Raw genomic sequence first — 15,991 nt, forward strand, 5'->3', positions numbered from 1 at the left:
AACATCAACCATTGGTCAGGCTTTCGTGCGTACGCACCCGTCGTTGAATGCCGACCACCTCCCGGACCCCCTCGGCGAGCATGCTGCGATCGAGAGGGCTCAGATCGCTCATCACGATGACGTCGGTGGGGGAGTGGCCGGCACGGATCTGCTCGATCTGATGGCGCAGGCGCAGACGCTGGGTGAGGGCGAAGACGTCGTGCAGGATGGTGGCGTCGGCGGCGCTGAGGGTGCCCACGTCCACGGCACTGTGCAGCCGGGCCGGAGTGGGGGCGCAGGTGATTCCGGCGGTGAGGCCGGCCCACCGGGCCAGATTCGCGATGGGTGTCACGACGTGCTTTTTGAGATCGACGGTGCCGCCTCGCCGCGACAGGATGTCACGCAGACCGCGGATGCGGGGCCGTCGGGACAACGCGTCGAGGAGTTGTAGGCGCAGCGCTTCGGGATGCTCCGCGCGCATGGCTGCATAGACGGCCGGTGCGGTGTGCAGTGACGCCGGCCCGATGATGACCCGACCGTCGATGAGCAGCGACGACATGATCAGTCCGTGATCGTCGAGAGGTGTGTCGAGCCACTGCCGCGCCGCGCGCCGCCAGTCGTCGGCCGAGCGCGAGAATCGGGTCGTGTAGGCAAGGGCGCCGTTGCTGTCGCCCGGAAGGCCGCAGGCGTCGAGAATGGCGTGGGTGGCCCGTGCCAGTGCACGGTAGGTGTCGGCGTCACCGTCGTTGTCGACCGACCAGCTCAGCGCCGAGTCCACGTCGGAGGAGGGCATCGCCTCACGACGTGCGACGCTGCCCAGCGAGATCCATGAGAAATCGCCGCCGGTGAGGTGGGCGCCGGGAACCTTCTGCGCGGCGAGCTCCACCGCGCGTCGTGCGGTCGTGTCCACCACCAGAGACAGGACACCGCAGGTGGATTCGGCGTCCAGGCCGGAACCGAACAGCTCGTCGGCCAGACGCGGCAGAGCCGCGGTGGCGGTGCGCAGGGCGGAGATGTCGGTGGCCTCGGCGATGGCCCGTTGCGCCGAGCCGCCCCGACTCGCGGCCACCAGCAGATCGGTCTCGGTGAGGACGCCGATGGCACGGCCGCGGGTGGAGAGTACCGGCATGTGGCGGACACCGGCCTCCAGCATCTCCAGCCAGGTGGTCAACGCATACCGATCGGCGTCGACGGCGCGGGCCGGTACCGTCATCACCGCGGACACCGGCACGTCGCCACCCAACCCGGCACCCACAACCCGGTGCGCCACATCGCTTTCGGTGACGATACCGAGGGAACCATCAATCATGTGGATCAGCACACACGACTGTCCGGCGTCCGACATCGCCCGCACCGCATCCGCCACCGCGGTGTCCGCATCGACGACAACCGGGGGCGCCACGACGAGTTCGCCCACTCGGGTGGCGGCCGACCACACCGGTTTGCGCGGTGGACGACCGGTGACCGAGTGACCGGAGATGGTCTGCCACGCGGATTCGGCGACGAACGCCACTCCGGCCCGCTTCTCGAAGATGTCGCGCACCTGATCGGCGGGCAGCCGGATCAGCGTCGCGGGGCCGGCGGCGCGGGCGATGAACCGGACCCCGGGACCGATGATCAGCGGGATGTACCCGAACAGGTCACCGGCGCCGACGGTCTCGAACGATCCGACCGGATCATCTTCCGGCGCAGACAGATCCACCCGGCCGGTCAGCACCATCCACATCGCGTCGGCGGCGTGGTCGCCGTACTCCGCGACGACCTCACCGGCCGCCACCGCCACCACCCGTGCGTGCGCGGCGATCCGCGCCACCTCGGATTCGGTCAATTCCTGAAACGGCGACCGATCGGCCAGGAACGCCGCGATGTCGACGTCGCCGGCATCGGCCATCACCTCACGTCCCGGAGGCGATCAGGTCGGCACACTTCTCCGCCATGGTCATGACGGTGATATTCGGGTTGACCACCGGCAGCTTCGGCATCGCGGAGGCGTCCACGACCCGCAGTCCCCGAACACCTTTGACCTTCAGCGTCGGATCGAGGACGGCGAGCGGGTCGTCGACGGCACCCATCCGGGCGGTTCCGGCAGGGTGGTAGACGGTGTTGTGGGTCTTGTGAATGTAGTCGATGAGGTCGTCGTCGGTGACGGCGTCGGGACCGGGGGCGAGTTCACGGGCCACCCAGTCCTTCAGGGGTTGCTGGTCGGCGATGCGGCGCGCGAGTTTCACCCCGGCGAGCATCACCTGCTCGTCGTGACCGTCCGGATCGGTGAAGTAGCGTGGGTCGACCCTGGGCCGGTCCCGGAAGTCGCGTGACCGCAACCGCACCGTCCCGCGGGAAAGTCCCTGTGTCACATTGGGGGTCAGACAGAAGCCGTTCTCGGTGGTCGGGTAGCCCCACCGAAGTGTGTTCATGTCGAACGGGACACTGCCGTAGTGCATCATCAGGTCCGAATGATCCAGTCCGTCGACGGTGGTGGCGAACAGGCCGATTTCCCACCATTGGGTGGAGTCGGTGACCATCGGTCGGTTCGCCTCCCAGAACACCAGGCCTTCGACATGATCGTCGAGATTCTCACCGACCCCCGGTGAGTCCACCCGGACCGCCACTCCCATCTCCCGTAGATGGTCGGCCGGTCCGATGCCGCTGAGCATCAACAGCTTCGGGGTGTCGATGGCGCCGGCGGTGACGATCACCTCGCGGGCGGCGGTGACCTCGTCGTAGCCGGTCAGATCCGGCCGCAGGAATCGGACGCCGGTGGCGCGTAACTCGTCGTCGATGAGGATCTCCGAGATCCAGCTGTCGGTGAGGACGGTCAGGTTCTCGCGTCGGCCGAGGATCGGATGCAGGTAGGCGTGCGACGATGACATACGTTCGCCGGCCTCGTTGGCATTGATCTGCAACCATCCGGCGCCGTTGAGATGCCAGTCGCCACGGTTGAATGCGACGGTCGGCAAGCCCACGGCGGCAGCCGCGTCGAGAACCGCCTGCCCGCACGGATCGGCCGGTGGCACATCGCGCAACCGGACCGGTCCGGCGTGGCCGTGGGGATACCCCTGGTAGTCACCGTCGGCAACATTGTTCTCCACCCGCGACACGAAGGGCAGCACACCCTCGGGTCCCCAGTCGGTGGCTCCCATCGCCTCCCAATCCCGAAGTCCTTGGGCCAGTGGCCAGAACGCGATGCACGAGTTGTGCGATGAACAGCCGCCGAGGACCTTGGCGCGGGCGTGCCGCAAAAAACTGTTGCCGCTGGCCTGCGGTTCCACCGGGTAGTCCCAGTCATATCCGGAGTCCAGCAGGTGCATCCACTCCTTGAGCACCAGGATGTTCGGGTCGTCCACGTCGGACGGTCCGGCCTCGATGAGACACACCGTGGTGTCCGGGTTCTCCGACAGTCGCGCTGCCAGAACACAACCGGCGGTGCCGCCGCCGGCGATCACATAGTCGAACGTTGGCATGGCGGTGGGTCACGCTTTCTCGGTCGAAGTGGGGTCGGTGGTCGGAGGCGTGTCGGTGGCCGGGGTATCGGGGACCAGGGTGTCGGGGAGTAGGGGATCACCCGGTGTGCTCGAATGCGATTGCAGCACACCCACACTGCGGTGTCCGACGGTCAGGTACCACAGGAAGCCGGCGCCGAAGATGATGCCGATGTAGACGAAGGCACCCCAGGTGTTGTACCAGGGTGTGCCGTACACCTCCGACCGCGGCCAGGCCAGGTTGATCGCCATGCCGATCCCCCAGACGACGGCGACGATGTTGACGAGCATGCCCCAGCGGCCCATGGTGAAGTAGCCGCCCTCGGCGAGGTCGGCCGGCGGCCACTCACCGCGGAATCGCTTGAGCAGCAACGGTCCGGTCACCAGCAGGTAGGCCAGGTAGATCATGATGATCGCGATCGAGGTGAGCACCGTGAAGATCTGTGCCTGACCGATGTTGATCACCAGGATCGCGATCGCGACGATGCCGATGACGATGGCCGGCACCACCGGCGTCTGTCGTTTGGGGTTGACGGTGGCCAGGCGCTCACCGAAGGGTAGTGCGTTGTCGCGGGCCATCGCGAACATCAGCCGGATGGCGGCGGTGTGTACGGCCAGTGAGCAGACGATGACCGCGACGACGATGGCGCACAGGAACACCTTGCCCGCCGGGCCCCACATGACCTGCTCGACGATGTACTGCAGACCGCCCTCGGGTTCACCGAGTTTCGCATCGTCGAGGTCGGGGGCGCTCATGATGGCGAACACCAGGATGGCGCCGCCGATGACGAAGGAGGCGAGAATGGCCCGCAGGATCGCCTTGGGTGCGGTGCGGCGGGGTTCGACGGTCTCCTCGCCGAGCGAGCTGGCGGTGTCGAAGCCGTACATCACATAGCCCGACGCGAGGGACGCGACCAGGAATGCGCCGAGATAGCCGCCACTCTCACCGGCCCCGTATCCGTTGGTGGAGAAGAAGACCTGTGGTCCGCGGGTGATGTTGAAGGCGAGGATGATCGCGATAAGGACCGCGGCGATCAACTCGACGAACACGCCGACGCTGTTGATCAACGACATCAACCGCACGCTCCACGCGTTGATGGCGGTGGTGATGCCGATCATGATGGCGCCGAGGATGACGGCGTTCACCGCGTAGTCGGTGGGATCGTCTCCGCTGCCGTAGATCTGGAAGCCGCTCCACAGTCGCGGCAGGTTGAGTTGCAGGGCCAGGACGACGGCGGCGAGGGTGACGACCGACGCGGTGAACATCAGCCATCCCGAACTCCAGCCGACTCCTTGGCTGCCGAGACGTTTGGCCCAGTTGTAGACCGAGCCAGCGACCGGGTACTTGGCCGCAAGTTCCATGAAACACAAAGCGACACATAACTGTCCGACGAAGACCATCGGCCACGACCATAGGTAGGCGGGGCCGGCGGTGCCGAAACCGAAGTAGAACAGCTGGAAGGTGCCGGTCAGGATGGAGATGTAGCTGACGCCGGCGGCGAAGCTGGCGAACTTGCCGATGCTGCGGTCGAGGGATTCCTTGTAGCCGAAGTCCTCGAGGCCGCTGGAACCGGGGGTGGTTGGGGAGGTGCTCATTGGACGCCGTCCTCGGTCGAAGTGAACCACCGCGACGGCGCCGGCGCGGTGTTGTGCCAGATGTGTTTGGTTTCTTGATATTCCGCGAGCCCGGTGGGTCCGAGTTCACGTCCGTTGCCGGATTTGCCGAAGCCGCCCCATTCTGCGGCGGGGGTGTAGTAGCCGAAGTCGTTGAGCCACACCGTGCCATGGCGCAGACCCCGCACCATGCGTTCGCCGAGCGCTGCATCGGAGGTGCGCACCCCGGCTGCCAGGCCGTAGTCGGTGTCGTTGCCGAGTGCCAGGGCCTGCTCCTCGGTGTCGAATCGCTCGACGGTGAGGATCGGTCCGAAGGTCTCGTTGCGGACGATGCGCATCGTCCGGTTGCAGTGATCGAAGATGGTGGGCGCGAAGTAGTATCCGGCCGGGTCGAGCCCGTCGCGGTCGGGTCGCCCGCCGCCGGTACGGAGCACGGCACCTTCGGCTTTCGCGGATTCGACGAACTCTTCCATCTTGGCCAGCTGTGCGGCCGACACGAGCGGGCCGGTCTTGCTGGCCGGGTCGAGACCGTCACCTATGACGATCTGCTCGGCGCCGGCGACGAGTGCGTCGACGAAGTCGTCGGCGATCGAGGCGTGGACGATGAGTCGGGTGCCCGACGAGCACACCTGGCCAGAGTGCAGGAACACCCCGGTCAGCACCTGATCGACGGAGGATTCCCAGTCGGCGTCGGGGAAGACGATATGCGGATTCTTGCCGCCGAGTTCGACGGCCACCTTGGTGACGTGGCGGGCGGCGACCTCGGAGATGATGCGGCCGGTGGCCAGTCCACCGGTGAAGGAGATGAAGTCGACGTCGTCGGTGTCGGTGAGGGCGTCGCCGAGCGTGGAGCCCGCGCCCTGAACGAGGTTGAGCACCCCGGGTGGGACCCCGGCGCGCGAACACAGTTCCACGAAGGCGATGGTGCTCAGCGGGGTCACCTCACTGGGTTTGGCAACCATGGTGGCACCGGCGGCCAGCGCGGGTGCGATCTTCCAGGAGATCTGCAGCAGTGGGTAATTCCAGGGTGCGATCATCACGCAGACGCCGATGGGTTCGCGCACGACGCGGCTGATGACGCCGGGGACGCCGACATCGACGACGCGGTCGGATTCGGTTTCGATGAGTGCGGCGTAGTAGCGGAGCACGGACTCGACGTCGTCCATGTCGATCTCGCTCTCCACCAGCGTCTTCCCGGTGTCGAGGGTTTCGATGCGGGCCATCTCGGCCTTGTTGATTACGAGCAGGTCGGCAATGCGACGCAACAGGGCCGCTCGTTCGGTGACCGGTGTGTTCGGCCACGCCCCGTCGTCGAAAGTGGCCCGGGCGGAAGCGATCGCGGCGGTGGCGTCGGCGGGGGTCGCCTCGTCGACACGGGTGAACACCGATCCGGTGGCCGGATTGATGACGTCGCGGGTGCCGGCGTCGGCGGCGTGTCGCCATCGGCCGGCGATGTGGAGGTGGGCGTCGGGCAGCAGCGGTGAGTCGAAGGCGGTGGGAAGGGGCGTCGAGCCGAATGCGGTCACAGGGCACCTGATCTCTGCGCCGGCGGTGGGCCCGGCGCGGAACGGGACTGGGGATGGGGATAACTGGCGATGGAGAGAGATGACGCGACGCTGCGTCGTGCTGTCGTGCGGGATGCGGGGCTGCCCCCGATGGGCTGTTGCGTATTGTGCAACCAGCTGCATCCAATGCAACAAGTGTGCGGAATGGGCGGTGACCTGTCAAGCGTGGGGCCGTGATCGGCGGGACGTGGGGTGGCGTACCGGCCCGACCTCGCCGGGTCTCGACTCGGTCCTCCGTTTCGACGGAGATCGACGCGGCAGCCGGCGTTCCGGGCCGACTCGACCAGTGGGAACACCTGCGCGCCGGGCACGCCTCAGCCCAGCGGCAACTGGGCGACGATGTCGCCGGGCGCGGTGGAGCCGCCGGGTGGGGACACGGTGAAGGCCAGCGAGGTGGCGTCGCCGAGGTGTGGGATCACGGCGGTGGTCGACGGCGCGACGTCGGCCTGCGTCATGGTGCCCGCCGACGTGGCACCGTCCGGACTCAACAGCCACATCTGGTACACCGTACCCGGCTGGGGCGGTGGAACATCGTTCATCACGAGAACTCCGGCGTCTGCGGATTCGGAGAACGTGAGTGTTGCCCGTCCCCCGGCGACCGCCCCCGAGGAGGTGCGGACGTCCTCGGAGGTGAAGACCTTTTCGGCCGTGGGTGTTTGCGGGGTGGTATCCGAGGACAGGCCCGAGCCGATCGCCCATCCGAGCCCACCGACCGCGACGGCCACCGCAGCGGCGGCCGCCGCATATGCCCAGCGGCGCCGGGTCAGTGGGTACACCCGCGCCTCGGGCGCCGGCACGTCCGCGGTGTCCTCGGCCGGGACCGGTTCGGTGCGGCGAGGTACGACGGTCACGTCGGCCCGCGTCGCGGCCAGGATCTGCTCGCGCAACGCCGCGGGCGGGGCGGTCTCGGTGATCGAACTGACCGAGGCCATCGCCTCCCTGGTGTCGCGGACACGACGGTCGAATTCGGCGCGGGTGGCGGCATCGGCGCGCGCGCGGCGTCGATGTACCGAGTCGACCTCGGCGGGCGAAAGCGCGTCGAGGCCGAGTAGCGGCGCCAGATCGAGGAGTTCGTCGTCAGACATCGTTGTCCCCCAAGCAGTTGCGGAGACGCGTCAAGCCGTCGCGGACTCGACTCTTGATGGTCGGCAGGGCCACAGAAAGAAGCTCCGCCACCTCGCGGTAGGTCAGACCGTTGTAATAGGCCAGGGCCACGGATTCCCGCTGGCGGTCGGTCAGGCCGTCCAGGCAACCCTGCACGCGTTCACGCGCCTCCCGGCCTTCGACCTCATCGCTGACGACGTCGAAGGACCGCACGAAGTCCGCCGCGGAGTAGTCGGTGTCGCGTCGAGTGGCGGCGGTCTCCGACCGGACCCGGTCGACCGCCCGCCGATGGGCCAGGGTGATCAGCCAGCTCAACGCCGACCCGGCGGCGGGATCGAAGGTGCGCGCGGAACGCCACACCTGCAGATAGACCTCCTGCGTGGTCTCCTCGCTGTATCCCGCATCCCGGAGCACCCGCCGCACCATGCCGTAGACCCGCCGCGCAGTGAGGTCGTAGAACTCGGCGAAGGCGGCGGTGTCGCCGTCGGCAGTGCGCGCCAGCAGATCCGACAGCACTGCCGCATCGCGGGTGTCGCGGGCCGTCACATCGGCGCTCCGGTGCCGTGTGCTCCGGTGCTGTTGACTGCCGTGCGGCGCGCTCCGGAGTCGTTCGCGTCTGTGCTCATCGAGGCTCACCCTAGTGGGTGTCCGTCGCCGCCTCAACGAATCCGGTCCGCTCGGCGCCCACAGTCCGGGCGCGGTGGCCGGTACCCCGAAGATCATGGCCGTGGCCGGGTCGCCGTGGTGGATGCGTCGCCCCGCGATCTCGGTGGGCGGGGAAGGAAGTACGACGTGCGGGCTTGATACTCGGGATAGCCGGGCCGGCGGCTCATCGACTTCTCCAGGAGCCGGGCGCCGGTCGCGTACACCAGGAAGTAGGTCATCACCACCGGTGACAACACGGTGAGCGCACCCGGGCATCCGATCACCGTCGCTCCGGTGGTCATGGCACCCGAACTCGCGGCGACCAGCCAGATGCCCCACCACACCGATGCGTCGCCGAAGTAGTTGGGGTGACGGGTCCACGCCCACAGACCGCGATCCATGATCGCGCCCTTGTTGGCGGGATCGGCCTTGAAGGCCCGCAGCTGGGCGTCGCCGACCGCCTCGAAGCCCAGCCCGACGAGGAAGACCACGATGCCCAGCGCCGCCACGATCCAGGCCGGGGCGGGTGTGGGACCTGCGACGGCCGACACCTGAATGGGTAGGGAGACAAACCATTGCGCCGCACCCTGGGTGGCGAAGATCTTGCGGGCGACCACCCACAGCCCGTTGCCGCCGGAGCGTTCCAGCATCTCCTGGTACCGGGGATCCTCCCCCTTGCCCTTGGACTTGCCCACCATGTGCCAGGCCAGGCGCAGACCCCATACGCTCACGCCGACGGCCAGCAACCATCGGCGGACCGGGTCGCCGCCACCGAGGATCAGCGACAGCCAGGCCACCCCGACGAAACCGAGGCCCCACGTGACGTCGACGACGTTGAACCGCCCGATCCGATGGCCGATGGCGAAGGTCACCGCCTGCAGGACCACCACGAGCAGCAGCGCACAGGCGGTGAGAATCCCGAAGCCCGCCCAGCCGGTCACCGCGGTTCACCCCGGTCCGGCCGGGCGAAGACCAGCTGATGCACATCGAGATACCCGGCCCGAAAACCGGCCTCGGAGTAGGCGAGATAGAACTGCCACATCCGCATGAAGGTGGCGTCGAAGCCGAGTTCGGCGACCTCACGTCGCCGGGCGGTGAAGCGTTCCCGCCACAGCCGCAATGTCTCCGCGTAGTGCGTGCCCATCGCCATGGTGTCGGTCAGCCGCAACGACGTGTGCTGGGCGGTCACCGACCGCAACGCCTTCAGTGAGGTCAGTTGTCCGCCCGGGAAGATGTACTTGTGCACCCACGTGTAGGTGTGGCGTGAGGCGCGCATGCGGTCGTGTGGCATGGTGATCGCCTGGATGGCCACCCGCCCGCCCGGTGCGAGCAGCCGGTCGATGGTGGAAAAATATGTCGGCCAATACTTTTCGCCGACCGCTTCGATCATCTCCACCGACACGACCGCGTCGTAGGTGCCCTCGACGAGTCGGTAGTCGAGCAGATCGATCTGCACCCGGTCGGCCAATCCGGCGTCGGCGACGCGACGCAGCGCCAGGTCGCGTTGCTCGGAGGACAGCGTCACCGAACGTACGGTGGCGCCGCGGGCTGCGGCACACAGGCACAATTCGCCCCAGCCGGTGCCGATCTCGAGGAGCCGGGTGCCCTCTCCCACGCCGGCGAGATCGAGGAGTCGGTCCACCTTGCGGCGTTGCGCGTCGGCCAGATCGGCCCAATCCGGTGTCTGCGCATCTTCGATACCGGTGGTTGCGGGATCGGTGAACAGGGCGCTCGAGTACGTCATCGTCTCATCGAGAAAGGTGGCGAACAACTCGTTGGACAGGTCGTAGTGCCGGGCGATGTTGGACCGGGTGTTGGCGGTCGTGTTCTCCTCCTCGGCAGGATGTTTCGGCAGCACCAGCGGTCGTAGGGCCTGCAGTGGGCGCGGCACCAGGCGCGCGACCCGCGACGCGAAGGGCGTCAGCACGCCGACGAGGTCGTCGGTGCTCCAGTCGCCGGCCATGAATGACTCACCGAAACCGATGAGTCCGCCGCTGCCCACCCGACGTGCGAAGTCGTCGGGTCGGCGCAGGATCATCCGTGGTTGCACCGAATGGGCGGACCGGCCGTTGCAACTTCCATCGGGGTACTCGATCCGTACATCGAGATCGGCTGCGGCATAACGGAACAACCGGCCCGCGGCCAGTCCGCGCAGGTGGGCCGCCCGGCCGGTCGGTACCGCCGCCACGTCGGGCCAGCGGCGGGCGTCCTCGGGAGTCAGATCGTGCTCGCCCGGGTGGTGTGCGGCCCGATCGTGAGTGTGAGTGTGGGTGTGATCGGTGTTCGGGATGTGCGTGCTCATCGGCGTCCTTCCGTCACGGTCGATGCGATGGTCGAAGTGTGGTCATGGTCGGGTCGTGGCCTGATCGGCAGGCGCCGCGCCCAGAGCCGGATGCCCTGCCACCGGATCCGCGCCGAAACCACCAGGGGCGCCAGCGGTGTACGCAGTTGTGCGGCAAGGAATGTCCGCCGCGTCACCGGGACGGCGTGGCCGGTCAACGAGGCGACGAAGGGCTCGGCGCCGGGGCGGTCGAGCGTGATCGAGACGGCGACCCGGCCGGACGGATCGGGCTCGGGGAGCCGCAGTCGGTAGTGGCCCGACACGTCGTGGAACGGTGAGACATAGAACTCCTTGTCCACCATGGCTCGTCCGTGGTCGTCGGGTGTGACGACGTAGCAGTGCCGTTCGCCGTAGGTGTTGTGCACCTCGGCCACCACATACGCGAGGCTGCCGTCGCCGCGGTGACACCAGAACACGCTCAACGGGTTGAACACGTAGCCCGCCACCCGCGGCGACAACAGTGCGAGCACCGATCCGTCGGCGGGGGTGACCCCGGCGCCGGACAGATGACCATTGAGCCTCTCGCGCAACGATTCTCCGTCGGCGACCGGTTCGGGAAAGTGGTCGGCCGGACGGAACTCGGCGAACCATGCCCCGGGGCCGTCGAACCGGGGTGGCCGGTCGACGTCGATGAGCCAGGACCCGGATCGGTAGGTGAACGAATGGCGCAGGGGTGATCGGCGGGTGTGGGTGATCCGGGTTTCCACGATCCGGGCCCCGTGCGCGGCCGCATAGGCGTTCACGTCGGGTCCTGTTGCAGCATGCGATGATTCGCTTCCCGACGGTCATTCTCGCCGAGCGTGGCGATGAGGAGTTCGGCGGCGCCCGCGCCGGATGCGGCACCGTCCTCGTGGAAACCCCACCCGTGGTAGGCGCCGGCGAACACGAGCCGGTCGGTGTTGATCTGCGCCAGACGACGCTGCGCGGCAACCGATTCGGTGGTGTACACCGGATGCTCGTACGTCATCTCCGCGATCACCGACGCCGGGTCGACGAGATCGGTGCGGCCGAGGGTCACCAGCATGCGCGGCGCGGTGGTCGGCAACCGCATCAGCCGGGTCAGATCGTAGGTGACGGCCACCCCGGACCCATCGAGCGCGTCGCCGTGGACGGTGGTCGCGGCGCGTTCGACGGTGTCCGGGGTGGGGTTCGGGGCAGCGCTGATCGAGTCGGCGTTGCTCGAGCCCGGGTTGCTCGAGTCTCGGTTGCTCGAGTCTGGGCTGACCGAGTCTGGGCGGATCTGGTAGTTCCAGGACGCCCACGCACGCCGGGCGCGCGGAAGCAGCGAGATGTCGGTGTGCAGCACGGCCGGTTTGGGGTCGTAGGTGATCGCCGAGAGGACGCTGTGCTGGTCCGGTGTGGGAGCGGCGAGAGCGCGCAGGGCCTGATGCGGATGTGTGGCGACGACGGCGGCGTCGAACATCTCCAACTCGCCGTCGTCGGTGGCGATGGCGATCGACGCGGCGAGGTCGTCGATGCGTCGCACCGGGGTGTTGAGCCGGATCTGTCCGCCACGGGCGACGACCCGGTCGGCGATCGCGTTCACGTAGGTGACCGATCCGCCGACGACGGTGCGCCAGGTGGGTGAGCCGAACACCGTCAGCATGCCGTGGTGGTCGAGGAAGGTGAACAGGTAGCGTGCCGGGTACTCCGCCGCGGTCTGCGCATCACACGACCACACCGCGGCGACCAGCGGCAGCAGGAAGTTCTCGACGAAGTAGTCGGAGAAGCGTTCGCGGCGTACGAAATCCGCGAGCGCCACGTCCGCCGAACCGTCGGCAGCGGAATCGTCGGCAGCGGAATCGTCGGCAGCGGAATCGTCGAGGAGTTTGCGGGCCGCCCGATGAAAGCGGACCACCTCGCCGAGCATTCGCAGGTAGCGGCCGCGGGTGAGGGTCCGCATGGTGGGGAACAGGCCCGATACGCCCAATGCGCCCGCATATTCGAGGCCGGTGAGCTCCGAGTGCACCGACATCGACATGTCGGTGTCCTGGGTCGGCACACCGAGTTCGGCGAACATCGCCTGCATCGTGGGGTAGGTGCGGTCGTTGTGGACGATGAATCCGGAGTCGACGGCCAGGGTGGTGGCCGGGCTCCCGTCGGTGGCCGGGACGTCGACGAGATGGGTGTGGGCGTGCCCGCCGAGCCGGTCATCGGCCTCGAACAGGGTGACCGAGGCGTGCGCGGACAGTCGGTAGGCGGCGGTGAGTCCGGCGACGCCGCTGCCCACCACGGCGACGCGTGGCCGGTGGTGTGGGACGCGGGGCGTCGGGGACCCGTCGGAACCGAAGGAGGTCATGCCCGATGTTCGGACCCGGAGCGCGTTCGGATGGGTCGTGATGGGCGGTCGGTGCCTGGCGGTCGGTGCTGTCGAGTGGGAGGGTTCGGCGGGCAACCGCCCGGGTCAGTATCGGACCGGCGGCGGGGGTGGTGCGATGTAGCCGGGTGTCGCCTGGTCGGCGGGGACGATCTCGGCGCCGAGCGGCAGCAGTGAGACGGGCACCATCTTGAAGCTGGCGATGCCCAGTGGGATGCCGATGATGGTCAGGCACATGGCGATACCGCTGGTGATGTGGCCGATGGCCAGCCACAGTCCGGCGAACACGATCCAGATGATGTTGCCGATCGTCGACGCCGCGCCGGCGGTCGGCTTGCGGACCACGGTGCGGCCGAACGGCCAGAGGGCGTAGTTGGCGATGCGGAAGGACGCGATTCCGAAGGGGATCGTGATGATGAGGATGCAGCAGATGATGCCGGCGACGACGTAGCCGAGGGCCATCCAGATGCCACAGAAGAGCAGCCAGATGATGTTCAGGAGGGTGCGCATACCCCATTGTGCTCGACAAGAGGGCATATCGGGCAGCCCCGAACCCGGGCCGGGGCGGGCCGCAGGTTCTCCGAGAGACGGGGCTGCGTACCGCGACCTCGGTACGCTGCTGCCATGGCACCCGCCGCGGAGTCCGCCCGTGTCACGCTCTGGTGGATCATCACGACCTTCGTGCTCGTCGTGCGACTGCTCGCCACCATCGCCACCATCCTGCTGGTGATCGGATGGGCGGTGGCGGCCATGGGATCGTCGTCGATGAACAACGGTTTCCTCTGGCCCGCGGTCGGATGTGCTGCCGCATTGCTGGTCAGCACCTATCTTTACAGTCATCTCCGGGCCCGATATCCGCGCCGGAACGGTTGGCTTCCGTGACATATCGGTGGCTGAAACCGTGGTGTGTAGCCCACCTCACAGCGAAGTTGGCATAATCGGGGCGACAGAGGTGCTAGCGAGAGAAGAACTATGACGGAACTCGGGACGTCGCGTATCCGGCGTGCCTACGAGGATTTTCTGTCGGGGATCACGCCGCCCACGGACGCGGTGCGTTCGGTGGTGCGTGAATCCTGGTCGCGGTCCCGTGATCGCGGCATCGATCCGGTCGATCCTCTCCCCGAGGACGACGACAGCGCCACCATGACGATGGCCGAGTTCTCCCGCTACCGCCAGGACCATCCGATCACCTCGGTGCGTCCGCTCGTGCAGAACCTGATGCTCGACGACATCGCCGATTCCGGCGTCGTGGTGGCGTTGACCGACCAGGTCGGCCGCTTGCTGTGGGTGGAGGGCAGCACCGAGGCCCGCGACCGGGCCGCCACGATCAACTTCGTCGAGGGTTCGGTGTGGAGCGAGGACGTGGTGGGGACCAACGCGCCCGGTCTGGCCCTGGCCGTCGACAAGGGTGTGCAGGTGATCGGGCCGGAACACTTCTCCGATGCGGTGCAGGACTACAGCTGTGCGGCGGCCCCGGTGCACGACCCGCTGACCGGGCACGTGATCGGCGTCATCGACGTGACCGGCGGCCGGGAGGTGGCCGCACCGTTCGCGCTGGCGGCGGTGCGTTCCGTCGTCGCCGCGGTGGAGCGTGAACTGCAGTCGCGTGCGGTGAACCTGGCCGACCCGGCGACCTTTGCCGCACCGGCCGAGAGCGGGGGCGCGCGGCTGACCGTCCTCGGCGACAACACCTACCGATGGCGACGGGACGGCGACGCCGCCGGTGAGCGCACCCTGTCACGACGCCATGCCGAGATCCTGATCCTGCTGCAGGCCTACCCGGAGGGGCTCAACACCGAACAACTGGCCATACAGCTGGCCGGTGACGGGATCGACCCGGTGACGGTGCGCGCGGAGATCTCCCGGCTGCGGCGTGACCTGGGCACCGATGTGGTGTCGTCGCGGCCGTACCGTCTGACCGTCGACATGACCTCCGACATCGGTGACATCCGCCGGCGGATCGCCGACGGTGGGGATCTGAGCGCCGTCGTCGAGGCCCTCGGCCGCGGCGGACTGCTCGTCGAATCGACCGCCCCCGGCATCACCGAGATCTTCGAGGAGATCCGCGAGGACGTGCGTTCGCGGGTGATCGCCGAGGGCGAGGTGGGTGCGCTGCGGACGTGGACGTCGTCGACGCATGGTCGCGATGATCTGGTCGCGTGGCGTCGGCTCGAGCACCGGCTTCCGGTGGGACACCCGGATCGCGCGGTGGTCGGCGGCCGGATCCGGCTGCTGGATCGGCGCTACGGGGCCTGAGTCGTCACGGGGTCTGAGTCGCCGCCGGGTCACGCGGCTGCTGCGGATCGGCATTCATCGTCGGGACGATCGGCCGGTCGGGGGTCATCTCCGTGTCGACCGCGGTGATCAGCATGACGGCCATCAGCGTCGCCGCCACCACGCATGCGAGAACGAGCAGTACGCCGACGAGCGGCGACGCGGATCGATCGGTCGACGAGCGGGGGGTGCTCATGGCGGAAACCTCTCGGGATACCTGACGCGGATGTTCTCGTACACGGACATCTTTCATCTGACGCAAGAACATGCGCCATCGCGAACAGCTCTGGGATGATCGCTGCCATCGTTGCAGCTCACGGCGATGGAGTAGTTGTCCGGACCGGAAAGTTCATCTCTTCGGTAGAGGGATTTCAGTTCCTCAGGGGACGTCGTCGTCCCCCGTTCGCCACCCGCCGCGCATGCCATGCCCGGCCCGCGGCCCCGTCCGATTGATTGTTCGTGCCGCAACGTTGCAACGTCGTCGCCGACGCCGGCGACCACACCCCGGGATTGCCCTCCGGCGGTGGCTGTGAACAGCGGAAATGAGGGTATGCAACGTTGCGAACGCCGCTGCAACGTGGCTGCAACCACAGGCCTCCTACTGTGTGCAACAGATCACACACACCGCGGCAAGCGGCCGTGTGACACCCCGACACTGGCACTGAGGAGCTGG

The 15,991-nt window shown here is 67.7% G+C and carries 14 protein-coding genes; 2 read left to right on the forward strand and 12 right to left on the reverse strand.

Annotated features, from left to right (window positions below):
- Positions 1 to 4 precede the first annotated feature (4 nt).
- The 11 genes from ACWDPV_RS08050 to ACWDPV_RS08100 all read right to left on the reverse strand — a co-directional run bounded on the left by ACWDPV_RS08050 (position 5) and on the right by ACWDPV_RS08100 (position 13,554).
- Positions 5 to 1,870 carry a putative nucleotidyltransferase substrate binding domain-containing protein gene (locus tag ACWDPV_RS08050; protein ID WP_449742507.1) on the reverse strand — a complete coding sequence of 622 codons (1,866 nt, stop codon included), beginning with the start codon at positions 1,868 to 1,870 and terminating at the stop codon, positions 5 to 7.
- A 4-nt stretch (positions 1,871 to 1,874) separates the two neighbouring features.
- A complete protein-coding gene (locus ACWDPV_RS08055; RefSeq protein WP_449742508.1) occupies positions 1,875 to 3,440 on the reverse strand; it encodes a GMC family oxidoreductase in 1,566 nt (521 codons plus the stop codon).
- Positions 3,441 to 3,449: 9 nt separating this feature from the next.
- On the reverse strand, positions 3,450 to 5,054 hold the full coding sequence (locus ACWDPV_RS08060; protein WP_449742509.1) for an APC family permease: 1,605 nt from the start codon (positions 5,052 to 5,054) through the stop codon (positions 3,450 to 3,452).
- Positions 5,051 to 6,550: an aldehyde dehydrogenase family protein gene (locus tag ACWDPV_RS08065; protein WP_348809352.1), complete on the reverse strand. Its 1,500-nt coding sequence runs from the start codon at positions 6,548 to 6,550 to the stop codon at positions 5,051 to 5,053. The genes ACWDPV_RS08060 and ACWDPV_RS08065 overlap by 4 nt, the downstream gene beginning before the upstream one ends.
- A 401-nt stretch (positions 6,551 to 6,951) precedes the next feature.
- Positions 6,952 to 7,722, reverse strand: coding sequence for an anti-sigma factor (locus tag ACWDPV_RS08070; RefSeq protein ID WP_449742510.1), 771 nt, complete (start codon positions 7,720 to 7,722; stop codon positions 6,952 to 6,954).
- Positions 7,715 to 8,287 carry an ECF RNA polymerase sigma factor SigK gene (sigK, locus tag ACWDPV_RS08075; protein WP_449742511.1) on the reverse strand — a complete coding sequence of 191 codons (573 nt, stop codon included), beginning with the start codon at positions 8,285 to 8,287 and terminating at the stop codon, positions 7,715 to 7,717. Before sigK ends, ACWDPV_RS08070 begins: the two co-directional genes overlap by 8 nt.
- Positions 8,288 to 8,460: 173 nt before the next feature.
- The gene (locus tag ACWDPV_RS08080) at positions 8,461 to 9,327 is read right to left on the reverse strand and encodes a DUF1295 domain-containing protein (protein ID WP_449742512.1); all 867 of its coding nucleotides are present in this window, start codon (positions 9,325 to 9,327) and stop codon (positions 8,461 to 8,463) included.
- Positions 9,324 to 10,688 (reverse strand): class I SAM-dependent methyltransferase, encoded by a 1,365-nt coding sequence (locus tag ACWDPV_RS08085; protein WP_449742513.1) that lies wholly within the window; start codon positions 10,686 to 10,688, stop codon positions 9,324 to 9,326. The genes ACWDPV_RS08080 and ACWDPV_RS08085 overlap by 4 nt, the downstream gene beginning before the upstream one ends.
- Positions 10,685 to 11,470, reverse strand: a complete 786-nt coding sequence (locus ACWDPV_RS08090; protein ID WP_449742514.1) for a DUF1365 domain-containing protein — start codon at positions 11,468 to 11,470, stop codon at positions 10,685 to 10,687. The genes ACWDPV_RS08085 and ACWDPV_RS08090 overlap by 4 nt, the downstream gene beginning before the upstream one ends.
- Positions 11,467 to 13,026: an NAD(P)/FAD-dependent oxidoreductase gene (locus tag ACWDPV_RS08095; RefSeq protein WP_449742515.1), complete on the reverse strand. Its 1,560-nt coding sequence runs from the start codon at positions 13,024 to 13,026 to the stop codon at positions 11,467 to 11,469. The genes ACWDPV_RS08090 and ACWDPV_RS08095 overlap by 4 nt, the downstream gene beginning before the upstream one ends.
- Before the next feature lie 105 nt (positions 13,027 to 13,131).
- Positions 13,132 to 13,554 (reverse strand): YccF domain-containing protein, encoded by a 423-nt coding sequence (locus ACWDPV_RS08100; RefSeq protein WP_348805671.1) that lies wholly within the window; start codon positions 13,552 to 13,554, stop codon positions 13,132 to 13,134.
- A 114-nt stretch (positions 13,555 to 13,668) separates the two neighbouring features.
- On the opposite strand from ACWDPV_RS08100, the gene ACWDPV_RS08105 reads away from it, so the two are divergent.
- Positions 13,669 to 13,926 carry a hypothetical protein gene (locus ACWDPV_RS08105; protein ID WP_348805670.1) on the forward strand — a complete coding sequence of 86 codons (258 nt, stop codon included), beginning with the start codon at positions 13,669 to 13,671 and terminating at the stop codon, positions 13,924 to 13,926.
- 90 nt (positions 13,927 to 14,016) lie between these two features.
- Positions 14,017 to 15,300 (forward strand): GAF domain-containing protein, encoded by a 1,284-nt coding sequence (locus ACWDPV_RS08110; RefSeq protein ID WP_348805669.1) that lies wholly within the window; start codon positions 14,017 to 14,019, stop codon positions 15,298 to 15,300.
- Between the two features lie 4 nt (positions 15,301 to 15,304).
- On the opposite strand, the gene ACWDPV_RS08115 is transcribed toward ACWDPV_RS08110, so the two are convergent.
- The gene (locus ACWDPV_RS08115; protein ID WP_449742516.1) at positions 15,305 to 15,514 is read right to left on the reverse strand and encodes a hypothetical protein; all 210 of its coding nucleotides are present in this window, start codon (positions 15,512 to 15,514) and stop codon (positions 15,305 to 15,307) included.
- Positions 15,515 to 15,991: the final 477 nt, after the last annotated feature.

The organism is Gordonia sp. NPDC003504 (assembly GCF_053587995.1).